The organism is Kitasatospora sp. NPDC088391 (genome assembly GCF_044753345.1).
Classification (GTDB): Bacteria; Actinomycetota; Actinomycetes; order Streptomycetales; family Streptomycetaceae; genus Kitasatospora.
Map to the genome: position 1 here is coordinate 857,611 of NZ_JBIVNB010000002.1, position 21,186 is coordinate 878,796.

The 21,186-nt window shown below is 70.9% G+C and carries 16 protein-coding genes and 3 CRISPR repeat arrays; of the genes, 12 read left to right on the forward strand and 4 right to left on the reverse strand.

The features are described from left to right. Positions 1-503: 503 nt before the first annotated feature. Positions 504-1,844, reverse strand: a complete 1,341-nt coding sequence (locus ACIQBJ_RS08215) for a tol-pal system YbgF family protein (RefSeq protein WP_400705524.1) — start codon at positions 1,842-1,844, stop codon at positions 504-506. Between the two features lie 196 nt (positions 1,845-2,040). On the opposite strand from ACIQBJ_RS08215, the gene ACIQBJ_RS08220 reads away from it, so the two are divergent. From ACIQBJ_RS08220 to ACIQBJ_RS08235, 4 genes are all read left to right on the forward strand, one after another. Beyond that, positions 2,041-2,571, forward strand: a complete 531-nt coding sequence (locus ACIQBJ_RS08220; protein ID WP_400705527.1) for an ATP-binding protein — start codon at positions 2,041-2,043, stop codon at positions 2,569-2,571. A gap of 41 nt (positions 2,572-2,612) precedes the next feature. Continuing rightward, on the forward strand, positions 2,613-3,749 hold the full coding sequence (locus tag ACIQBJ_RS08225) for a radical SAM protein (protein ID WP_400705530.1): 1,137 nt from the start codon (positions 2,613-2,615) through the stop codon (positions 3,747-3,749). Further along, positions 3,746-3,880: a hypothetical protein gene (locus ACIQBJ_RS08230; RefSeq protein WP_380581279.1), complete on the forward strand. Its 135-nt coding sequence runs from the start codon at positions 3,746-3,748 to the stop codon at positions 3,878-3,880. The genes ACIQBJ_RS08225 and ACIQBJ_RS08230 overlap by 4 nt, the downstream gene beginning before the upstream one ends. An 84-nt stretch (positions 3,881-3,964) precedes the next feature. After that, positions 3,965-4,852 (forward strand): GNAT family N-acetyltransferase, encoded by an 888-nt coding sequence (locus ACIQBJ_RS08235; RefSeq protein ID WP_400705533.1) that lies wholly within the window; start codon positions 3,965-3,967, stop codon positions 4,850-4,852. A 612-nt stretch (positions 4,853-5,464) separates the two neighbouring features. Then, positions 5,465-5,737: a CRISPR direct-repeat array (repeat unit 28 nt; unit sequence GGGCCATCCCCGCGGACGCGGGGAACGG). Between the two features lie 336 nt (positions 5,738-6,073). Next, positions 6,074-6,708: a CRISPR direct-repeat array (repeat unit 24 nt; unit sequence CATCCCCGCGCGGGCGGGGAGCAG). A gap of 47 nt (positions 6,709-6,755) precedes the next feature. Here the strand turns inward: ACIQBJ_RS08235 and ACIQBJ_RS08240 are convergent. Next, positions 6,756-7,196: a hypothetical protein gene (locus tag ACIQBJ_RS08240; protein WP_400705536.1), complete on the reverse strand. Its 441-nt coding sequence runs from the start codon at positions 7,194-7,196 to the stop codon at positions 6,756-6,758. Between the two features lie 105 nt (positions 7,197-7,301). Beyond that, positions 7,302-7,754: a CRISPR direct-repeat array (repeat unit 28 nt; unit sequence GGGTCATCCCCGCGCATGCGGGGAGCAG). A 790-nt stretch (positions 7,755-8,544) separates the two neighbouring features. On the opposite strand from ACIQBJ_RS08240, the gene ACIQBJ_RS08245 reads away from it, so the two are divergent. After that, positions 8,545-9,129: a hypothetical protein gene (locus tag ACIQBJ_RS08245; RefSeq protein WP_400705539.1), complete on the forward strand. Its 585-nt coding sequence runs from the start codon at positions 8,545-8,547 to the stop codon at positions 9,127-9,129. Positions 9,130-9,258: 129 nt separating this feature from the next. On the opposite strand, the gene ACIQBJ_RS08250 is transcribed toward ACIQBJ_RS08245, so the two are convergent. Together ACIQBJ_RS08250 and ACIQBJ_RS08255 are read right to left on the reverse strand one after the other, a co-directional pair. Beyond that, positions 9,259-9,507, reverse strand: coding sequence for a transposase (locus ACIQBJ_RS08250; RefSeq protein ID WP_400705542.1), 249 nt, complete (start codon positions 9,505-9,507; stop codon positions 9,259-9,261). A gap of 75 nt (positions 9,508-9,582) precedes the next feature. Next, positions 9,583-10,854, reverse strand: a complete 1,272-nt coding sequence (locus ACIQBJ_RS08255) for an ISL3 family transposase (protein WP_400705545.1) — start codon at positions 10,852-10,854, stop codon at positions 9,583-9,585. A gap of 1,368 nt (positions 10,855-12,222) precedes the next feature. Here ACIQBJ_RS08255 and ACIQBJ_RS08260 point away from each other — a divergent pair. The 7 genes from ACIQBJ_RS08260 to cas6e all read left to right on the forward strand — a co-directional run bounded on the left by ACIQBJ_RS08260 (position 12,223) and on the right by cas6e (position 21,183). Beyond that, positions 12,223-12,519: a hypothetical protein gene (locus ACIQBJ_RS08260; protein WP_400705548.1), complete on the forward strand. Its 297-nt coding sequence runs from the start codon at positions 12,223-12,225 to the stop codon at positions 12,517-12,519. A gap of 720 nt (positions 12,520-13,239) precedes the next feature. Beyond that, positions 13,240-16,110 (forward strand): CRISPR-associated helicase Cas3', encoded by a 2,871-nt coding sequence (gene cas3 / locus ACIQBJ_RS08265; RefSeq protein ID WP_400705551.1) that lies wholly within the window; start codon positions 13,240-13,242, stop codon positions 16,108-16,110. Beyond that, a complete protein-coding gene (casA, locus tag ACIQBJ_RS08270) occupies positions 16,097-17,854 on the forward strand; it encodes a type I-E CRISPR-associated protein Cse1/CasA (RefSeq protein WP_400705554.1) in 1,758 nt (585 codons plus the stop codon). The genes cas3 and casA overlap by 14 nt, the downstream gene beginning before the upstream one ends. Then, positions 17,851-18,519: a type I-E CRISPR-associated protein Cse2/CasB gene (gene casB / locus ACIQBJ_RS08275; RefSeq protein WP_400705557.1), complete on the forward strand. Its 669-nt coding sequence runs from the start codon at positions 17,851-17,853 to the stop codon at positions 18,517-18,519. The genes casA and casB overlap by 4 nt, the downstream gene beginning before the upstream one ends. Continuing rightward, on the forward strand, positions 18,516-19,712 hold the full coding sequence (gene cas7e / locus ACIQBJ_RS08280; protein ID WP_400705560.1) for a type I-E CRISPR-associated protein Cas7/Cse4/CasC: 1,197 nt from the start codon (positions 18,516-18,518) through the stop codon (positions 19,710-19,712). The genes casB and cas7e overlap by 4 nt, the downstream gene beginning before the upstream one ends. Further along, positions 19,709-20,479 (forward strand): type I-E CRISPR-associated protein Cas5/CasD, encoded by a 771-nt coding sequence (cas5e, locus tag ACIQBJ_RS08285; protein ID WP_400705563.1) that lies wholly within the window; start codon positions 19,709-19,711, stop codon positions 20,477-20,479. Before cas7e ends, cas5e begins: the two co-directional genes overlap by 4 nt. Continuing rightward, complete coding sequence (cas6e, locus tag ACIQBJ_RS08290) at positions 20,479-21,183, forward strand: type I-E CRISPR-associated protein Cas6/Cse3/CasE (RefSeq protein WP_400705566.1); 705 nt, start codon at positions 20,479-20,481, stop codon at positions 21,181-21,183. The genes cas5e and cas6e overlap by 1 nt, the downstream gene beginning before the upstream one ends. The last annotated feature ends 3 nt before the right edge of the window (positions 21,184-21,186 follow it).

Genomic DNA, 21,186 nt, shown 5'->3' on the forward strand with positions numbered 1-21,186 from the left:
GTGCTGTGGAGGTGTCAAGGAGCGTGGTAGCGCCGCGTGATGCTCCCACAGTCGTACGACACGGCACCGCGATCCGCCGAACCCACCCACCCGCACCAACGGCACCGGCCGCCGGCCCACCACAGCTGGGGAAGCAGATCACCACTGGCCGACACGACGACCAGACGTGGGAACCATCCCCGCAGGCGTGGGGAGCAGTGGCGTTCGGCGCGGACTTGGGCCTGCGCTCGGGGGCCGTCCCCGCGGGTGCGGGGAGCAACGGTTATCTAGCGTTGTCAATTACATGCAGGTCAGGGTGCATCTTGGCCAGTAAGGCACATTAGGCAAGTAGGGATGTGACTGCCCATCGGCCTGCGGCCGATCCGGTTGTGCCGCGCCCGCTGCGCGTCTGGTTCGGACGGCGGAGAGGGTGCCCTTCCGGCCGACGTGTGGGGCTTCCAGCCGCGCGGTGGCCCTGGCGGTGCTCCTCCGACGCCCGCCCCTGCCGGATCGGTGTGGGTGGCTCAGATGGATCGCGGCGTAAGTGGCCGGGCTCGGTCGAGGAGTTCGCGGACGTGGGGGTGGCGGCGATGCGGGACGGTCGCGGAGAGCATGATGCGGAAGCGGTCGTCGGCCCGGCCGGACCGGACGGCGGGGTAGTCGTCCAGGGCGAGGTGCCAGCTGAGGACGGCTTCCTCCAGCTGTCCGGTTTCGAGCTGCCACTCGGCGACCATCGCGCGGTGGCGGACCCTGGCCCGGCGGTAGACGGCCGGCCAGACCTTCTCGGAGTGCTGGAGCGCGCGGATCGCGCCTTCGCGGTCGCCGAGTTCGTAGTTGACCTGGGCGACGTGGTAGGAGAGGGAGGCGGGGTCGTAGGAGCCGTGGGCCTTGGCCTTGGACTCGGCCTGCTCCATGGCGACCTCGGCCTCCTGAAGCATGGCCAGCGCGTTGGAGCGGTCGCCGGTCTGGGCGAGGGCGTGGGCCTGCTGTCCGGCGAGGAACGCCCGCATCCTCGGGCCGGCCTCGGGTGAAGCCGCGGCTGCGGCGTTCGCGTACCGCAGGGCCGCTCTGCCGTGGCCGAGTTCGACGGCCTGGACGCTCATCCCCCGCAGGGTGGTGCAGTAGGTGAGGTGGTCCCCGGCCGCCAGGGCCAGTTCCAGCGCCTTGGTGTAGTACGCCTGCCCGAGCGGGTCCAAGCGCTCGTCCACCGCCATGTAGCCCGTGAGGTACAGGTGGTCGGCGGCGGCCGAGAGCATCGCCTTGCGGACCTCGTCGGTGGCCGTGGCCCGCAGGGCGGGGGCGATGTTGTTGACCATGAACGCGGCCGCCATCGGGCGGGCGGTCCGGCCGCCGAACTCGTCGTCCATCTCGCTGATCTTCTCGGTCATGGCGATGACGGACTGGACCTCGGCCATGCCGATCCGGGTATGGGGGTCGATCTTCAACCGCTCGAAGCGCCCGATGTGGTCGGGCCAGCCGGGGATGGTGAGGGCGACCGAGTACAGGCCCGCCCCGAGTACGCCCCTGCGCGATGGGTCCATGTCCATGCTCCCGAGGTCGACCAGTCCCGCCACCGTATCCGTCGAGGTGGGCCGGGCGTCGGGCTGATCGGCGAACCCGGCTTCGAACGCTGTCACCGGTCGCCCGAGACGGCGTGTCAGGGCTTCCAGCACCACCGCCTGGTACTTGGGCATCGGCCGGGTGCCGGAGAGCCAGTGGGAGACGGCCGACTCGTCGTACTTGAGCTTGAACCCGGCTTCGGTGCCCGCCCGGTTGACGGCGCGGGCGAACTCGCCGTTGCTCGCCCACCTGCACTCGGCGGTCAGCGTGGCCAGCCTCTGGTTCGGTATCCGTTCGCGTGCCACCGGTGCCCCCTCGGGCAGGTTTCAAGGGTTTCAGAGATCCCTGGTGTCTTTACCGTGTTCACGCCCGGCGCACACCTGTTGACTCACAGTCAGGTCCTCCGAGGGAGTTCACGGCCCCCGGGGACCGGCCCGGCCGTCGGCATCCCCCGGTGCAGGCCGTCAACTCCCCCATTCCAGTGCCGAAGGGTTCCCTGCCATGCCCGTGCACAGCTCGACCATCGTGCTGATCCGCGATCCGGCGTCCGTGCCGAAGGCCCGGCGCTGGGTCAACGCCCAGGTCACCGGGTGGCGCGTCCGCCTGGACGACGCCACCCGCAACGCCGTCGCGTTGGTCACCTCGGAGCTGGCGACCAACGCGGTGCGGCACGCCGACGGGGCGTTGCTCGTCGTCCGCGTGTACGTGCACCCGCGTCTGCGGCAAGTCCGGGTCGAGGTTTACGACGGTCCGGCCACCGTGCCCGCGCCGCGCGTGGTCGGCCCCGACGAGGCGAGCGGTCGCGGCATGCTCCTGGTCGAGAAGCTCGCGCAGAGCCACGGCGCGGAGCGGACCAAGGCCGGCAAGAAGGTCTGGGCCGAACTGGAGCTGCCCGAGCAGCCGCTGACCCGCCGCCAGCACCTGGCCCACCCCCGGCAGGTGGCCCGCGCGCTCGGCCGCCGCCTGCGGCCCCGCCCCCGCCCGCAGAGCCCCCGCCGCCCCGGCGCCCGGCCGATCGCCCCAGCCAGATAGCGCCCTTGCCCGTCCCCGGGCCGCTCAACCGATCGAGGAGGATGGACGTGCACCAACTCATCGCCAGCCGGTTCCTGGACGACCACCTGGTCGTCCTGCCCGGCGGCACGGCGGGGATCAAGGTTCCCCGCCAGCAGTACACCGAACTCGAACAGGCCACCGCTGCCGGGCAGCCGGCGCCGCCCTGGCTGCTGAAGGCCGCCCGCCAGCGCTGGGCCATGGACCTCCCGCCCGGCCGCCCGGCCCAGGACTACCTGCTCGTGCGGGAGAAGGCCGACCCGCAGTACAGCCGCGCATCGTGGGAGATCAACCTCGGCTGCAACTACGACTGCGAGCACTGCTACCTCGGCGAGAAGAAGTTCGAGGGCCTGCCGATGGACGGCAAGGCGAAGCTGCTGCACACCATGCAGCAGGCCGGGGTCCTGTGGCTCCAGATCACCGGCGGCGAGCCGACGGTGGACCGGGACTTCACCGACTCCTACACCCTCGCCGCCGAGCTCGGCATGATGATCACCGTCTCCACCAACGGCTCCCGGCTGTGGCAGCCCAAGATCCTCGACGTCCTCACGAGGATGCCCGCCTACCGGGTCGTGGTCAGCGTCTACGGCGCGAGCGCCGCCAGTTACGACGGACTGACCCGCCGCAAGGGCTCCTTCGCAACCTTCCGGAAGGGCATGGCCGCCGCCCTGGAGGCCGGCATCCCGATGCGCCTCAACCTGGTCGTCACCGAGCACTGCGCCGACGAGGAGGCCGCGATGGTCGCCATGGCGGAGGACTGGGGCCTGGAGCACAACTCCTACGTCAACATGGCCCCGACGATCTACGGCGGCGGTGAGACGCTGCCCGCCCAGTCCGCCAAGCACCTGCGCCGGCGCAAGGTGTTCTCCGGCTGCAACGCGGGCCACACGTTCTTCCACTCCGACCCGCACGGCATCGCGTCGATCTGCAAGGTCGGCCGCGACCCGAACGTGGACCTGATCGCCGAAGGCGTCGACGGGCTCCGCAAGCTCGGCGCCATCGCCGACTCCCTCATGCTTCGCACCGGTGGGTGCTCCGGCTGCCAGCTCTCGGGCTCCTGCGGGGTCTGCAGGCCGATGGCCAAGCTCTACCAGGAGGCGAAGGCACCACTCGCAAGTTACTGCCAGCACGGACGACAGAAGGAAGAGGTACCCGCATGAAGCCGGAAGCCCTGATCCAGCTCGGCGCCACCCGCGCCAGCGTGGTCGAGATCGAGCTCGTCAACGACCTGGACGACCTCGCCGAGTCCACGAAGTGCTCGTGCAACGCGGGTGACGACAACCCGTTCTAGCCCCTGAACGGCCAGAACCTCGCAGGCCCCGGCGGATTCCCGCCGGGGCCTGCGGCACGAAGCGCCCATGAGTAGGGTGCCGCCATGGAACTGGACTGGGACTGGTTGCGCCCCGTACTGACCGTGCCGTACGTGCCGACCCTCGGCCCGATCCACCCGGACGCCCTCGGCCCGGGCCTCTTCGCCGAGGTTCTGGCCGTAGTCGGTACCGGCCGCTTCCTGGCCCACGACAAGGACCAGCGGTGGAGCCCGGAGAAGGACGAGAGGGTCCTGACCGCCGAGATCGTCCACCGCCCCGGCCTGACACTGATCCCCACCCTCACCCGCCGGGGCCGCGGCTGCGTCAAGCTCCACCACTACAGCACCCAGGCGCCGAACCTGCCGGACCTGCTCGACACGGCCGCCAAGATCGCGGCCGACCACGGCGCCCAGACGGCCCGCGTCCTGTGGTTCCAGACCGCCGCCCAGGCGGTGCCCGTCGGAGCGGCGTGCACTCGGGTCCAGCTCAAGCAGTTCACCCACGACGAGGTGCCGCAGGCCGTCGTACGTGACCTGCGCGAGCACCCGGAAGCCGTGGTGGCCACCTTCGCCGACTTCGCCAAGCAGATGGCCGCCGTCGGCTTCGCGTTCCTCTGGGACCGATTCCAGGCCGGCCGGCTCGACAGCCCCCTCCTGACCCTCACCTCCGGCAACCGGGTGGTCGGGGCGATCGGCCCGATGGAGATCATGAAGGACCCGGTCGGTGCCGCCCGGCTCCTGCCGCAGTACTTCGGCGTCCTGCCCGACCAGCGGGGCCACGGACACGGCCGGACCCTGTGGCGGGCCGCCATGCACTGGGGTCAAGCCAACGGCGCCGCCTACCAGCTCCTCCAGACCGAACTGAGTGGTGCCTCCGACCGGCTCTGCCAGGCCGAAGGGCTCGCCAGCCTCGGCTTCATCCTCACCGCCAGCACCAGCACGGACGCTGCCTGAGGCGGCAACAGAGTTTCCAGGGAGAGTCGTTGGAGACGTCCGACCAGCGCACTTATGTGATTGCGATGCGTGCCCGTCCGAGTTGATCTCCGATGGGAACGACGTATGAGCTGTACACAGATCAGGACGTGCGTGAGGGGCGCCGTCTCATGAACGAGGGCTGCGCCAACCGGCTGGCAGTCGGCGACAAGTTAGCGGCCGTCACCGGCCTGGACGACGGCCGGCTCTTCGAGGAGTAGTGCGGCTGCATCGGGCTTGCCCCTCGTACCAGGCGCGACTATCGCCACACCGCCCGGACGGCCACCCCGGCGATCCGGCAGCTGGTCGCCGAGAGCACGGTGCACGTCAGCTACAGCGCCTTGCGCGGAGGTGCCCGGCTCGGTGCCGGGGCGTCCCGGCTGACGAAGGGTGGAGGCAAGCTCCGCGGCCTGCTCAAGGAGGGCGAGCGGGAGAGCTGAGACCAGATCGGCGTGATCCGCTACCAGCAGGTCCTCGGTGTCGGCCCGGCCCTGCGGGACCTGTTGGAGGGCGCGAGCGGTGGGGACGACAAGGCTGCCGAGATCCTGCGGGCCTTGCAGCAGAGCACCTCGTACCCAGGGGCGACGATCAGCGGGGGTCATCCCCGCGCAGGCGGGGAACGGCCACCACTGCTGGCCCACGGGTCTCGGGTCGGAGGGCCATCCCCGCGGACGCGGGGAACGGGCCACTGCTGACCCCGTGCGGGCCGAGCTGCCGGGGCCATCCCCGCGGACGCGGGGAACGGAAGTCCTCGCCGAAGCCCTTGGCGAGGGCGAGGGGGCCATCCCCGCGGACGCGGGGAACGGTCGGCGCGGCCGTCGAGGACCGCGCTGCCGGTGGGGCCATCCCCGCGGACGCGGGGAACGGTCTTGTTGACCTGCGGTGTTATGTGCCGGTGGGCCGGGAATTCGCAAGCTTCAGGGATTCGGGCATTAGCGACATCGGGTCGCTTCCTTTCCTGGGAGGGTTGGTGGTCCTGCAGTACGTGGTTGAGGCGGGGCTTGGTGGTCGCCTGGTTCTGCGCCGGGAGGCCGGCGTTCGCCACGGCGGCGTTCTGTGGTTGTCGGTGGTGCTGTGAAGGTGTCAAGGAGCGCGGTGGTGCGGGCGCGTGCTCCCACGACCCTCCGACACCACACCGTGGTCACCTCCGCGGACACGCGGAGTAGGCGTATCACCAGAGTAGGAAGCGCAGTCGCTCGGGACCATTCCCACGCGGGCGGGGAGCAGGGTTCCCTCCCCGCCCGCGCCCGGGCGGTGCGGGGGTCATCCCCGCGCAGGCGGGGAGCAGTGCGGGTATAGGTCGTCCAGGCGGGCGATGTCGGGGTCATCCCCGCGCGGGCGGGGAGCAGGCCGAGCAGTTCCTGGAGTACACGAGCAGCGAGGGACCATCCCCGCGCGGGCGGGGAGCAGCGCCATCCTGGTGATGATGCCCCCTCACCGGTGGGACCATCCCCGCGCGGGCGGGGAGCAGCGGTCGAGCCAGAGCCCCGAAACCGACCCGTAGGGACCATCCCCGCGCGGGCGGGGAGCAGCTCACGCCCGACGCCCTGGCCGACTGGGAGGAGGGACCATCCCCGCAGGCGCGGGGGAGCAGGTGGCGACCGCCGAACTCACGTCCACCGGCCTGGGGCCATTCCCGCACGCGCGGGGAGCAGGGCGTCGACCTGTCCGGCGGGGAGATGACCGAGGGGTCATCCTCGCGTGGGTGGGGGGCAGAGGTCTCTGCGCAGCGCGCCGACGTCGATGCCGGGGCCATCCCCGCGGGCGCGGGGAGCAGCTGTGGTCCACCGAGGTCTCGCCCGGCCCGTAGGGGCCATCCCCGCGCGGGCTGGGAGCAGCCCCGTCTGTCGATCACCCGCGCTCTCGCGACAGCGGTCGCCCCACGCTATGCGGGGCGAAGAACGGGATCGATCTCCGCCAGGAGTCCGTGCAGCTGACGAGCCCCTTGGGCGACGCGGTCGTCAGCGTCCTGCCACAGCTCTTCGCACAAACTGATGGCGTTGTCGCGGTCGTGGGAGAAGATGCTGAATACGTCGACGACTGCGGTGTGGATCCAATCCCCGTGATTCGGGTCGGCGACTGCCAGCGCGGACGCGACCATTCTCAGTCCAACGCTGTCCTTTCGCCGAAGCAGCGCTTCCGCGGTCACCCTGGTCACAAAGGTGTCACCAGGGTCGAGCACGAGCTCCAGCAGCGGCCCGTGGGCCTCCTGCATCTCGGCAAACCCTGCCAGGCCGTGGCCGGCATCCGCGCGGTCACGGTAGTCGTGACTTCGCCCGAGTTCGCCGAGCACCACGACAGCGGCATGCCGCAACTCTTTGTCCACTTGCCGGCCCACCCCTCCCACGACTTCCCGGCAAAGTACCACCGAGGTCCCCTACAGATGATCGCCAGGACAGCTCCTAGCCGGCGGACGGCTTGATCTTCTCCAGGGACACCCCCGCGCGGGCGGGGAGCAGGAAGGCGCGCTCAAGGTCGAGCGCGACGCCTCGGGGCCATCCCCGCGTGGGCGAGGAACAGGCCACCTGGCACAAGAACACCAAGGTCAGCCTGGGGCCATCCCCGCGCGGGCGGGGGCAGCTCGTCCCGGTCCCTGTCGGCGCGGCCGAGTAGGGCCATCCCCGCGCAGGCGGGGAGCAGGTCGCCGGGGGCGAGGGCCCCGCTGTCGATCTGGGGTCATCCCCGCGTATGCGGGGAGCAGCCGACGCAGCTGGCCAGCAGGCGGTGAGTGGCGGGGTCATCCCCGCGCATGCGGGGAGCAGCCGGCGGTTTGGCGTCGCGTTCTCGTCGTCCCAGGGTCATCCCCGCGCATGCGGGGAGCAGAGGGCCGCTCGCCACCGGAGCCAAGGCACGATTGGGTCATCCCCGCGCATGCGGGGAGCAGTTTTGTTGACCTGCGGTGTTATGCGGCGGCAGTGCGGGAATTCGCCATCTTCCGGGATTCGGTCATACGTGACATACCATCACCTTCTGCGTGCCGAGCTGAGCCCTGTATTCCGCCGGGGAAGAGGGTTGTCGGTCGGGTGGTGCTGTGGAGGTGTCAAGGAGCCTGGAGTACGGCGCGATGCTCCCACGGCTGTACGACACGGCGGCGTAATCCGGCGAAACCACTCACCTGTACCCGGTGTCCCGCGGGCGCGGGGAGCAGACGGTGCAACTGGTGGCGGGGTCGGGGACGGCGGGGCCACCCCCGCAGGCGCGGGGAGCAGACGCCGTGGACCGGGCCCCACGGCCCGCGGCTGGGGCCATCCCCGTGGGCGCGGGGAGCAGGGCACGCCTCCATCTCGCGGTAGGAGCGCGGGGGCATCCCCGCGTGGGCAGGGAGCAGGTCTGGGGTGATCCGGGCGATGCCGGTGCCGAAGGAGCATCCCCGCGTGGCTTCGTTCACGCGAAGTAGCAGCGATTAATCAGCAGTTTGGGTTCTGGCTCAACTTCCGTGGCGCGGTTGCAGTCAGTCACTTTATCTGGGCAGCAGAGAGCGTTTGATGTGGAATCTTGGTCGGTGCGGCCCGGCTGGACGGTTGCGGCCACAGGTCCCGCCGGAGTGAGGCTGTCCTCTGCCGCTGGATCTTGGTCGGTTGCCACTGGACTTCGGCGGCCACTAGGTTCCTGCCATCGAATCCAGGCGGCGGTGACGTCCGTGGCCGGTGCCCCTGGGCGAGAGGGAGGACGACGTGCGCGACTATCTCAGCGCTGTTCTCGACATGATCGGACCCGGTCGTCCGGACCGTCCCGAGTCGGTCGAGTGGGACGAGGTGGAAGGTTTGTTGGGGATTGAACTCCCAGCGGACTTCAAGGAGATCGCGGAGACCTATGCCCCGGTAACGCTGAACTACCACCTCACTCTGACCCGCCCCGGCACCCAGTTCTTCAACCTGGCCGAGCAGATGGTGCCGCGGCTCAAGGGTCTGGAGGAGTCCGACTGGGACGGGGCCGGTGTCACCTTCCGTGGGGCGCGTCCGACCTTCGGCACCCCGGACGGTCTGATCCCTGTCGCCCGTACGGACCGGCGGGAGGGTGCCTTCCTTGTCCGGTCGGCGGACGGGAAGGCCTGGCACATGGCGAGCATGGTTCTCGACGGCCAGTTTGTCGAGTACGGGATGGGCTTCAGCGAGTGGCTCTACCGCTACCTCGTGGGCGAGGACATGTTCGGCCCGCGTACCGCGGTGTTCTACCCGGGTCCGCTGCTGATCGAAGATCTTCCGAAGGCGCCCGGTGAAGGCGTCACCGAACGCCGAGGTCCGGACCGAACGACCTGAACCGCCCTCGGAGAAGGAGGTTTCGATGGACCAGCGGGGGTGAGAGGCCGCTCATGGGGTGGTCCGCACGCGTGATGTGCAGACCACGTCCTGAGTGTCCCCGCTGGGCCGCATGACCTCGCGCATCCGTCACGCCAGCAGGACGCGCTTGCGGAGGAGGTGGAAGCCTGCGCGGCCGAACATCTGGCACTTGAGCATCTTGATCCGGTTGACGTGGCCTTCGACGACGCCGGAGTTCCAGGGCAGGGTGAGGCTGGCGGTGACGGCGTCGCGGCCGCGGTCGATTCCGGCGGCGAGGGTGTGGAGGCTGGGCAGGTTGTCCTGCCGGACGGCGTCGAGCCATTCCGGGAGCCGCTCGCCCCGGCGCTCGGTGAGCATGGTGGCGAAGGACCGGACGTGCCGGGTCAGGGCATCGAGTTCGGGGCACTGGGCCAGGACGGTCTTGAGCTGGAGCTACTCGGCCTCGGACAGCGCGGTGGGTCGCCGGAGGATCCAGCCGGCGACGGTGCGGGGCGACGGCGGTTGCGCGGTCACGGGTCGGGGAGAGGTCCGTTTTTGCCGCAGGTAGGCGCTGACGCGCTGGTAGCTGCCCTTGTAGCCGAGCGGGACGATCTCCTCCCAGAGCTTCCAGGCGTTGGTGCAACCCACGTTCCAGCGGTCGTCCAGGTAGGGCTTGTAGTCATCCAGGACGGACGGGCGGCCCTGCCACTGGCCCCGGAAGAGTTCCTCCGGGTTCGCGGCGTCGGCAAGGGCCTTGACCGTGCGCCAGGTCATGCCGAGTTGACGTTGGACGGCGCGCCGGCTGTGCCCTGCGGCCAACAGTGCGTGCACCTCGGCGTGCCGGGCCCGGGTCCGGTCGGCGAACCGGTGGCCTGTAGGCCAGGGCTGATCCACGTTCTCCTCCCGGTCTGCGGAATCGACGGCAACGGCCTTTCCGCATAAGGGAGTTGTCAGGCACTGCCGGCGGCGGGCGACGGCCCGCTCGGCCGCTTCGCTGAGGTTGTGCCACAGGTGCCAGCGGTCCGCGACCTGGACAGCCTGCGGCGCGCCGGCGGTGGCGCCCTCGGCGAAGAACGGCGCGCGGTCGCGGCAGACGACCTCGACACCTGGCCGCTGGGCCAGCCAGGCCGCCAGGCTCGATGCCTCTCGGTCGGGCAGCAGGTCCACCGGCCGGCGCGTCTCGGCGTCGACCAGCACGGTCCCGTAGGCGCGGCCCTTGCGTGTCGCGTACTCGTCTACGCCTACCACCCGCGGAGCTGGCGGGACCGGGTCGGGAAGCTCCTCGACCAGCCGCAGCACCGCGCTCCGGCTCACCGAAACCCCGAACGCTCCGGCCAGCCGGGCACCAGCCCGTCCGGCCAGTGCCAGGCCGACCGCGGCGAGCGTGGCCCGCAACTGCTCAGGCCACCGGCCGTGGCGCCGCGTTAGCCCTTCGATCTGCTCGACGAAGGTCCGCTGCGCGCACGACGAGTCGCCGCACACAAAGCGCCGCACCTGCAGGCTGAGCCGGACCCGCCTCCCCCCGACCGGACCGTCGACGGGAAACCGCAGGTAGGAACTGTGCACCCGGGTCGACCATCTCCCGCACCCCGGGCAACCATGCCCCATCGTTGCAGACTTGACCTTCACGTTCACCGACTCGATGTCCACGTCGACTGACAGCACCGTGACGCCCGCGACCGACGGAAACAGCAGCCCCTCCAACCGGGGCACCAGATTATCCACGGTTCCGCACTGTCAGCCACCACGACCCGCCCGCTGGCGAATTCCGGGCAACTTCCCGACTCCTACCGCACCGGCGCGTCGTCACTCACCGTGTGCAGAGCACGGAAGTTGAGCCAGAACCCGTTCTCGTGAACAAAACCAACCGGCCACCAAGAACCATCCCCGCAGGCGCGGGGAGCAGGACCGGATCGCGGCGACCTCGTTCTCCGGCGTGGGGTCATCCCCGCGGGCGCGGGGGCAGCCAGCTCGTTGCCGACGAAGCCACCCAGGAGTCGGGCCATCCCCGCGCGGCGAGGAGCAGCCCGCACCGGCGGTGATCTTCCCGGTCGAGAAGGGTTCATCTCCGCGGACGCGGGGAGCAGAAGATCGATCCCGGCCGGGACTTCACCTCGCAGGGGCCATCCCCGCGTAGGCGGGGAGCAGACCCGCGCGAAGGTCAAGGCCGCAAGCTACAAGGGGCCATCCCCGCAGGCGCGGGGAGGAGGGGGTCGTCGCCCCGGCCCGCGGGGAGCAGGCGCGCCAGACGAGTAGCAGCTCCCGGATGTAGGGACCATCCCCGCGTGGGCGAGGAGCAGTCTTGTTGACCTGCGGTGTGATGCGGTGGCAGTGCGGGAATTCGCCATCTTCCGGGATTCGGCCATAAGTGACATACCGTCACCTTCTCTGCCTCTGTGTCGAGACGGGTCTTGTGCTTCGCAGTGGGACGGGAAGGCGGTTGTCGGGTGTGATGTCGCCCGAGTGATGGTGTGCCGGGTGGTGCTGTGGAGGTGTCAAGGGGCTTGGCGGGGCCGGGTGATGCTCCCACGGCCGTACGGCACGGCACCACGATCCGCCGAACCCGCCCACCCGCACAGACCGCCGACCCACCACAGCCGGGGAAGCAGGTCACCACCACCCGACACCACGACCGGACGTGGAGACCATCCCGCGCGGGCGGGGAGCAGTCGATCACCACACTGTCGGGGGTGCGCCACTGGGGACCATCCCCACGCGGGCGGGGAGCAGTCGGCGGAGCCGGCCTCGGTGAGGTCGAGGCTGGGACCATCCCCGCGGGCGGGGGAGCAGGGCTTGACCCCCTCCTCCTTGACGAAGCCCGGGGGACCATCCCCGCGCAGGCGGGGAGCAAAGCACAAGCTCACGCGCTTGTGGACTCCAACGTGGGGCCATCCCCAGATGAATGGGGAAGGTGCCAAATCAGTACTTGGCTGATCAAACTCCTGAGGGCCATTTTTGCTGCTCCGGCATCGAGAGGTTGGGCGCAACGCCGCAGCAACAGGTGTTGGCCAGCCAGGAGCGACGTTGCGGCAGATGGATTACCTTGCGCGCTTTTTGACTCTAACGTGTTTCCGTTTCGGTAGCCCACAAGGCATGATCAGCTCGCTTGCTGCGGGCAGAGGAATGGGCAAAGGCATGTCTACAGGTGAATCCCCTGAGGTGCAAAGCGATGCCAAGCGCGAATGTAACGGCTTCAGCTGCGATGCCCATCTGGAAAACAAGGAGAATGCGTTCGATTTCGCACCCGCCCGCCAGGCCGTGTCGCCCTATATTTCAGTCAGGATTGGCGGCCTGGTTATCGAATTTTGCAACAAGCCTAGATTTTTGCATGCGGCCGCATGCCTCCGAGCTGCGGCAGGAATTGTAGCCAAGGTTCGATACGGGGCTTGAAAGAAACCCAAACGCCCTTCTTGCAGGATGGGGGAGCAGATGCCAGGGCAGATGCAGGATGCTCCGGACCCTGGGGCCATCCCCGCGGACGCGGGGAGCAGCCAACCACTTCAGCACCCTCGGGAACAAGGCGAAGCCATCCCTGTGCAGGTGGGGAGCAGGCCGCGATCGAGGCCGCGATAGAGCTGGGCGCGGGGTCATCCCCGCGCGGGTGGGGAACAGTCGGGGTCGCCAGCCCGGTCTCCTTCACGGAGTCATACCCGCGGGCGCAGGGAGCGGTGGATTGCTGACCGAGCTTGCGATGGGGGTTCGTTGCTGTGGGGGTGTCAAGGATTGACAGGGCAAGGCCGGATGCTCCCACAGCGGTACGACACCGGGCGCGGATCTCGGCCATCGGCCCGGGTGTGCGGAGGATTTGCAGACCTTGGGCTCGGCAGTGTCCATCCGCTGCGCCGACAGCGGGGGTGTGTGATCGGTGTGGCTCGCCGAGGTCTGCTGCACGGCCTTCCTTGCAGTTCCGAGGGCGGGTTGTCCAATGCGCGCTCCTGGAGTGGGACGTCTTCGGAGCGGGTGGTGCACGCGGCAGTGGTGTTTCACCGGGTGTCCGTAGGTCGTCGGGATTTCGTTCCGGTCGCAGTACGGGAGCATCGACGCTCCATATGATCGCCGGTCATCTCCGGCTGTCCGCTGGAGATGACCGGGCGGGAGAGGGGTGGGCGGATGGCCGGCGGGTTCGATCTGCGGTCGCGGTTGTCGGCGGTGGCGCGGAGCGTGTGGGCGAAGCACGACGTGCTGGGCGAGGGGTGGCTGCCGTTGTGGTGCCACATGCAGGACAGCGCGGCGGTGGCGGGGCTGTTGTGGGACTGCTGGGTGTCGGAGCGGGTGCGGGCGCTGGTGGGCGGGGTGCTGCCGGAGGGGGAGGTGGACGGGCGGCGGTTGGCGGTGTGGCTGGCGGGGGTGCACGACATCGGGAAGGCGACGCCGGCGTTCGCGTGCCAGGTGGACGGGCTTGCGGACCGGATGCGTGATGCGGGGTTGGAGATGCCGTACCGGGCGGGGCTGGGTGCGGATCGGCGGTTGGCGCCGCACGGCCTGGCGGGCCAGTTGCTGCTGCAGGAGTGGTTGAAGGAGCGGCACGGGTGGCCGGGGAGGGTGACGGGGCAGTTCGCGGTGGTGGTGGGCGGTCATCACGGTGTGCCGCCGGAGCAGGTGGCGCTCCTGGAGTTGGACGGGCGTGCGGAGTTGCTGCGGACGCCGGGCGGGAGCGAAGAGGTGTGGCGGCGGGTCCAGGGGGAGTTGTTGGACGCGTGCGCTGCGGAGTTCGGGGTGGAGGGGAGGCTGGGGCAGTGGCGGGGGGTGAGGTTGCCGCAGCCGGTGCAGGTGGTGCTGTCCGGGTTGGTGATCATGGCGGACTGGATCGCGAGCAACCCTGATCTGTTCCCGTACTTTCCGTTGGAGGCCGGGTTCGACGGCGGGCGCCGGGTGGCGGCGGCATGGCGTGGGTTGGACCTGCCGGGGCCGTGGCGGCCGCAGATGCCGCAGGCCGGGGTGGGGGAGTTGTTCGCTGCGCGGTTCGAGCTGCCGCGGGGTGCGGCGGTGCGGCCGGTGCAGGCGGCGGCGGTGGAGATGGCACGGGGGATGCCGGGGGCGGGGTTGCTGATCGTCGAGGCGCCGATGGGGGAGGGGAAGACGGAGGCGGCGCTGGCGGCGGCGGAGGTGCTGGCGGCGCGGTCCGGCGCGGGCGGGGTGTTCTTCGTGCTGCCGACGATGGCGACGAGCAATGCAATGTTCCCGCGGTTGCTGGACTGGCTGGACCGGTTGCCGGCCGAGGGCGGTGAGCGTCTGTCGGTGCTGCTGGCGCATTCGAAGGCGGCGCTGAACAGGGACGCCGCCGCGTTGCGGGCGCACTCGCGGCAGCGGGTGGCGGCGGTGGACGTGGACGGTGCGGAGCGGGTTCCCAAGGCGGGCGAGGGAGGTGCGGGGCCGGCGGAGCTGGTGGCGCACCAGTGGCTGGCCGGCCGTAAGAAGGGGTTGCTGTCGTCGTTCGTGGTCGGGACGATCGATCAGCTGTTGTTCGCCGGCCTGAAGGCCCGTCACCTGGTGCTGCGGCACTTGGCGGTGGCGGGGAAGGTCGTGGTGATCGACGAGGCGCACGCGTACGACACGTACATGAACGCGTACCTGGACCGCGTGCTGGGCTGGCTGGGTGCGTACGGGGTGCCGGTGGTGGTGCTGTCGGCGACGCTCCCGGCGACGCGTCGCCGACAGCTGGCGCAGGCGTACGCGGGTGCCGGCGGTGACGAGGAGCGGTTCGCCGCGGTGGGGCAGGCGCGCGACTATCCGCTGCTGACCGCGGTGTGCGCCGGTCACGACCCGGTGCTGGGGCGGCCGACGGCGTCCGGCCGCGGGTGCGAGGTGCGGCTGGAGCGGCTCGACGACGACCTGGAGGCGCTGGCGGACCGGCTGGAGGCGGAGTTGGCCGGCGGCGGGTGCGCGTTGGTGGTGCGCAACACCGTCGACCGGGTCCTGGAGGCGGCCGCGGTACTGCGCGGCCGGTTCGGGGCCGGGGCGGTGAGTGTCGCGCACGCGAGGTTCATCGACACCGACCGGGCGGAGAACGACCGCAGGCTGCTGGAGCTGTTCGGCCGGGATGCCGGCGGGCGGCCCGGGCGGCACATCGTGGTGGCCAGCCAGGTCGCGGAGCAGTCGCTGGACGTGGACTTCGACGTGCTGGTGAGCGACGTGGCGCCGGTGGACCTGTTGCTGCAGCGGGTGGGGCGGTTGCACCGCCACCAGCGGCCGTACCGGCCCGCGCGGCTGAGGGAGGCGAGGTGCCTGCTGACGGGCGTGGACTGGTCCGTTCCGGTGCCCGCGCCCGTGCGCGGATCGGAGGCGGTGTACGGGCGGCACGCGTTGCTGCGCGCGCTCGCCGTGCTGCATCCCCACCTGGAGGAGGAGCGGAGCCTGTCCCTGCCCGGTGACATCAGCGCGCTGGTGCAGGCGGCGTACGGGGACGGGCCGGTGGGGCCGGCGCCGTGGGCCCCGGCGCTGGAGGAGGCGCGGCTGGTCCACGAGCAGATGCAGGTGAAGAAGGCGAGGCAGGCGGACGCGTTCCGGATCCGGGAGGCGGGCAAGGACGGCCGGCCGCTGATGGGGTGGCTGGCGGGCGGTACGGGGGATGCGGACGACACGCGCGCCGGGCGGGCCCAGGTGCGCGACAGTCCGGAGAGCATCGAGGTGATCGTCGTCGAGGAGCTGGCGGACGGCTCGCTGGCGACGGTGGGTTGGGCGGGGGAGGGGCGGGGAGGGCTGCCGCTGCCGACCGGTTCGGCGCCGTCGCCGAAGGCGGCGAAAGCGGCAGCGGCCTGCGGGCTGCGCCTGCCGGCGCGCCTCGCGAAGCCTTACGTGATTGACCGAGTCATTGCCGAACTTGAGCATTTCTATTTCGAAAGTTGGCAGGTTAAGGAAAACCCTTGGCTGGCAGGGCAGTTGATCCTTCCGATCAGGCCCGGTTGTCCGACCCTTCTGGCAGGGTTCCGACTCATGTACACCCGTGAGAACGGACTCGAGGTGTCGAGTGCCGACGCATGACCGCGCCCAAGTCGCCGACAGGACAACGGCGTTCGACCTGACGGGGCAGGAATGGATCCCCGTCCTGCTGACGGATGGCCGTGAGAGCGAACTTTCGCTGCGCGAGGTATTCGAGCAGGCGACAAGAATCAGGCGGCTGGCCTGTGAAATTCCCACGCAGGAATTCGCCCTCACCCGCCTGCTCCTGGCTATCGCCCACGACGCCCTGGACGGCCCGGGCGACACCGAGGAATGGGCCGACCTGTGGGAGGACCCGCGGGCGCTGCACCCGGTGCTGCCCTATCTGGAGGAACACCGGGACCGCTTCGACCTCCTCCACCCGCACACGCCGTTCTACCAGTGCGCGGGGCTGCGGACCGGCAAGGACGAGGTCTTCTCCCTGAACCGGATCGTGGCGGACGTGCCCAACGGCAACCCGTTCTTCACCGCGCGCTTCCCCGGCGTCGAGCGCATCACATGCGCGGAGGCAGCCCGCTGGGTCGTGCACGCCCAGGCCTACGACACCTCCGGCATCAAGACCGGTGTGGAGGGCGACCCGCGGGCCAAAGCGGGCAAGGCCTACCCCCAGGGCCCGGCCTGGGCCGGAAACCTCGGCGCGGTGCTCGCCGAAGGCACCGATCTGTGGGAGACGCTGCTGCTGAACCTGATCGCCACCGACCACTGGAGCACCGTCCACGGCGACCTCCCCGCCTGGCGGCGTCCGCCCTCCCGCCCTGGCGCGGCCGGCGACCTGGCCTCGCGCCCCGCCGGCCCGCGCGACCTCTACACCTGGCAGTCGCGCCGCATCCGCCTGCACGCCGACCACGACGGCATCCACAGCGTTGTCCTCACTTACGGCGACCCCCTCACCCCCCAGAACAGGTTCGATGCCGAGACCATGACCGGCTGGCGGCGCAGCCCGGCGCAGGAGAAGAAGCTCGGCCGGCCCCTGGTGTACATGCCCAGGGAGGCGGACCCGGCCCGGGCAGCCTGGCGCGGTCTGGGCTCGCTGATCGCCTCCGCCGCCCCGCTCCAGGGAGCGGCCGCGGACCCGGCACCGGAACTGAGGCCGGGGCTGGTGCACTGGCTGGCCCGGCTGGAAGCGGACGAGATCCTGCCGAAGGGGCGCCGGATGCGGCTGCGGACCTTCGGCGCCGTCTACGGCACCCAGCAATCGGTCATCGACGAGATCACCGGCGACGCGGTGGCATTCGCACTGGTCGTCCTCAGCGAGCGGGACCCCCAGCTGGGCGTCACCGCGAAGACCGCGGTCGCCGACGCGGACCTCGCCGTCCGGGCCCTGGGCGACCTGGCCTCCGACCTGGCACGGGCGGCGGGAAGCGAGTCCGAGACCCCCCGGGCAACCGCGCGTGACGCCGGCTTCGGCGCCCTCGACGGCCCCTACCGGCTCTGGCTTGCCGCCATCCGCGACGGCGACGACCCGACCGTGCTGCGCACCGACTGGCAGCAGCAGACCCGCCGCATCGTCTCCGCCCTCGCCGACGACCTCATCGCCCGAGCGGGAGACACCGCGTGGGAGGGGCGCATCGTCGCCACCACGAAGGGCGAAGCCTGGCTGAACACCGACTCCGCCGACCTGTGGTTCCGCGGTCGCCTCAAGCGCGTCCTGGCCCTCGCCCTCCCCGACACCCCGCAGCCCGAGCCGGCGGACAGCGGCCCAGGGCCCTTGGCCACCGACCCGACCGGCACACCGGACGCCTCGGACACCGGCACGGCTCCCCACCTCGAAAAGGCGACCGCATGACCACCGCCCCACCGGCCCCCGCACAGCACCGCCGCACTCTCGGCCCGGTCGGCACCCTCGCCGGCAGCGAGATCGGCCGCCTGCAGAAGGGCTACCTCGACGACCGCCCCGACGCCGTCGCCGCCCTCGCCCGGCTGCGCCGCGGCGCCGGCAAGGACACCTCCACCATTCCCGACCTGTGGGGCCTGCTCGACACCGACCCCCTCCATGCCGACCCGGCACTGCACCAGGACGCGGCGCACACCGCCCTGTACACGGCCGCGACCCTGTACGCCCTGCACCAGCAGTCCCGCGGCACCCACATGCACCGGCCCGGAAGCAATGAACTCGGCGCCGCCGTCCGCCGCCTCATGCCCGGCAACGACATGGACGAGCCGACCCGCAAGCGCTTCGTGCGCGCCGGATCCGCGGCCACGATGCCCGTCCTCGCCACCCGCCTGCGCGAGATCGTGCTGCTGCTGCGCCGCGAGGACATCGCCCTCGACTACGCCCTGCTCGCCGAGCAGCTCTACCAGTGGCAGCAGCGGCCGTCGGGACCGGACAGCGTCCGCCGCTCCTGGGGCCGTTCCCTGCACGCCCACCGCGCCAAGCCCGCCGACCCGGCCGACGGCGGCACGACCGCCGCCACTACTTCCACCGACGACCGCAAGGACAGTGCCCAGTGACCAGCCGCATCATCCTCGACGTGCACGCCCTGCAGAGCGTCCCGCCGAGCAACCTGAACCGGGACGACACGGGCGCGCCCAAGACCGCCGTGTACGGTGGCGCCACCCGAGCCCGGGTCTCCAGCCAGGCCTGGAAGCGCGCCACCCGCCGCTACTTCGACACCATCCTCGAACCCGCCGAGCTCGGGGTGCGCACCAAGCGCGTAGCCGAACTCCTCGCCGAGCGCATCACCGTCCTCGCCCCCGGCACCGGCCAGGACCAGGCGCTGGCCCTCGCGGCGGAGGTGCTGCAGACCGCGACCGGCTCGAAGATCGAGCCGCCCAGGCGCAAGGTCGAGCAGGCGAAGAAGAACGGCGGCGACGACCCGGCGCCCGAGTCCTCCTACCTGATGTTCCTCAGCGCCCGCCAGCTCGACCACCTCGCTGCCCTGGCCGTCGAGGGCGCCGGCGACATCAAGGCGTTCTTCAAGGACAAGGACGCCAAGGCCCGCGCGAAGAAGATCGCCGACGGCCGGCACTCCGTCGACATCGCCCTGTTCGGGCGGATGGTCGCCGACTCCACCGACATCAACGTCGATGCCGCCGCCCAGGTCGCCCACGCCATCGGCGTGCACCGCAGCGAGACCGAGTCCGACTACTTCACCGCCGTCGACGACCGCAACACCGACGCCGAACCGGGCGCGGGCATGATCGGCACCGTCGATTTCAACTCCGCGACCCTCTACCGGTACGCGGCCCTCGACGTCGACCTGCTGCAGCGCAACCTCGGCAAGGGCCTCGACGAGAACGAGCCGCCCGCCACCCCGGTGCGCCGCGCCGTCGAGGCGTTCCTGGAGGGCTTCGTCTCCTCCCTGCCCACCGGAAAGATCAACACCTTCGGCAACCACACCCTCCCCGACGCCGTCCTCGTCACCCTGCGCACCTCACGCCCCGTCAGCTTCGTCGGCGCCTTCGAGAAGCCCGTCACCCCCGACGCCGACGGCGGCCACCTGGAGCCCGCCTGTGCCCGCCTCGCCGACTACGTCCCCGAGATCGAACGGGCCTACGGCGACGACAGCGCCCGGACCTGGGTCCTGCGCGTGGGTTCCGCCACCGCCAAGCTCTCCTCCCTCGGCCAGGAGACCCCCCGGCTCTCCGGCCTGGTGACCGCCGTCGGCGCCGCCGTCGCCGAACACCTGGAGCAGCGCGGATGAGCGTGCTGGCCCTGCAACTGGCCGGCCCCCTGCAGTCGTGGGGGGCCACCTCGCGCTTCGCCCGGCGCACCACCGAGAACGCCCCCACCAAGAGCGGCGTCATCGGGCTCCTCGCCGCGGCCCTGGGCATCGAACGCGGCGACGACGCGGGGCTCGCCGAACTCGCCGCCCTGCGCTTCGGCGTCCGCGTCGACCAGCCCGGCGCCCGCCTGCGCGACTACCAGAGCGCCCAGCACTTCGACACCGGCGAGTCGATGCCGCTGTCCGAGCGCTTCTACCTCGCCGACGCCGTCTTCGTCGCGGCCCTCGAAGGCCCCGCCCCGCTCGTCGAGCGCCTCCACACGGCCGTCCTGGCCCCCGTCTACCTGCCCTACCTGGGGCGCCGCTCCTGCCCTCCCTCCCAACCGTTGGACCTGCACGACGACCGGAGCGTCCACCACGACGGCGACCTCGAAGCCGTTCTTGCCCGGGTTCCCTGGCGGGCCTCCGCCTGGCACCAGCAGCGCCACCGCGACCGCCCGAGCGTCGACCTGACCGTCCTCGCCGAGGTCCCGACGGGCAGCGATCCCGCCGTGCCCGTCGGGGGTGACGTGCTGCGCGACCAGCCGCTCAGCTTCGACGTCCGCCACCGCCGCCACGGCCTGCGCACCGTCCGCACCACCACCGTCACCGTGCCCAACTCCCGGTCCAGGCCACGATCTGCCGCTGCCGCTGTTGTTGCGCCGGTGCCCGCCCACGACCCGACGACACACCTGGAAAGCGCCTGATGTACCTGACCCGCTTCCGCTTCAACACCGCGCGCGCGGGCGCCCGCCGACTGCTGTCCTCGCCCCAGCACCTGCACGCCGCAGTCATGTCCGCCTTCCCCGAGATCCTGCCCACGGCCCCCGGCCCGCGCGTCCTGTGGCGCACCGACCACAACGCCACCGCCGAAGTGCAGCTGTACGTCGTCGGCCCGTCCCGCCCCGACCTCACCCACCTCGTGGAACAGGCCGGCTGGCCCGCCGCGGCCGCCACCGGCACCGCCGGCTGGCAGACCTACGCCTACGCGCCGTTCCTGGAACGCCTCGACAAGGGCACCGTCTGGAACTTCCGCCTCACCGCCAACCCCGTCCACCACGTCCGGACGAAGGACGGCGCCCCGACCAAGCGCACCGCCCACCTCACCGCCCGTCACCAGATGCAGTGGCTGCTCCAGCGGCAGGACGCGGGCGGCTTCCGCATCCTGGCCAAACCCGCGGAGCGCCGGCACACCGAACACGGCGACGAGCATCAGCTCGCCGTCCACGGCCAGCGCAACCTCGCCTTCTCCAAGCAGGGCGCCACCGGACGCGTCACCCTCACCGCCGTCACCTTCGACGGCCGCCTCGAAGTCACCGATCCCGACGCCCTGCGCGGCGTGCTGACCGGGGGCCTCGGCAAGGCCAAGGCGTACGGCTGCGGCCTGATGACCCTCGCCCCGATCGGCTGATCC

Coding starts and splice junctions, on each gene's coding strand:
- ACIQBJ_RS08220 (WP_400705527.1), top strand. CDS start 2,041: ATGCCCGTGCACAGCTCGACCATCGTGCTGATCCGCGATCCGGCGTCC.
- ACIQBJ_RS08225 (WP_400705530.1), top strand. CDS start 2,613: ATGGACGTGCACCAACTCATCGCCAGCCGGTTCCTGGACGACCACCTG.
- ACIQBJ_RS08230 (WP_380581279.1), top strand. CDS start 3,746: ATGAAGCCGGAAGCCCTGATCCAGCTCGGCGCCACCCGCGCCAGCGTG.
- ACIQBJ_RS08235 (WP_400705533.1), top strand. CDS start 3,965: ATGGAACTGGACTGGGACTGGTTGCGCCCCGTACTGACCGTGCCGTAC.
- ACIQBJ_RS08250 (WP_400705542.1), bottom strand. CDS start 9,507: ATGCTCACCGAGCGCCGGGGCGAGCGGCTCCCGGAATGGCTCGACGCC.
- ACIQBJ_RS08260 (WP_400705548.1), top strand. CDS start 12,223: ATGATCAGCTCGCTTGCTGCGGGCAGAGGAATGGGCAAAGGCATGTCT.
- cas3 (WP_400705551.1), top strand. CDS start 13,240: ATGGCCGGCGGGTTCGATCTGCGGTCGCGGTTGTCGGCGGTGGCGCGG.
- casB (WP_400705557.1), top strand. CDS start 17,851: ATGACCACCGCCCCACCGGCCCCCGCACAGCACCGCCGCACTCTCGGC.
- cas5e (WP_400705563.1), top strand. CDS start 19,709: ATGAGCGTGCTGGCCCTGCAACTGGCCGGCCCCCTGCAGTCGTGGGGG.
- cas6e (WP_400705566.1), top strand. CDS start 20,479: ATGTACCTGACCCGCTTCCGCTTCAACACCGCGCGCGCGGGCGCCCGC.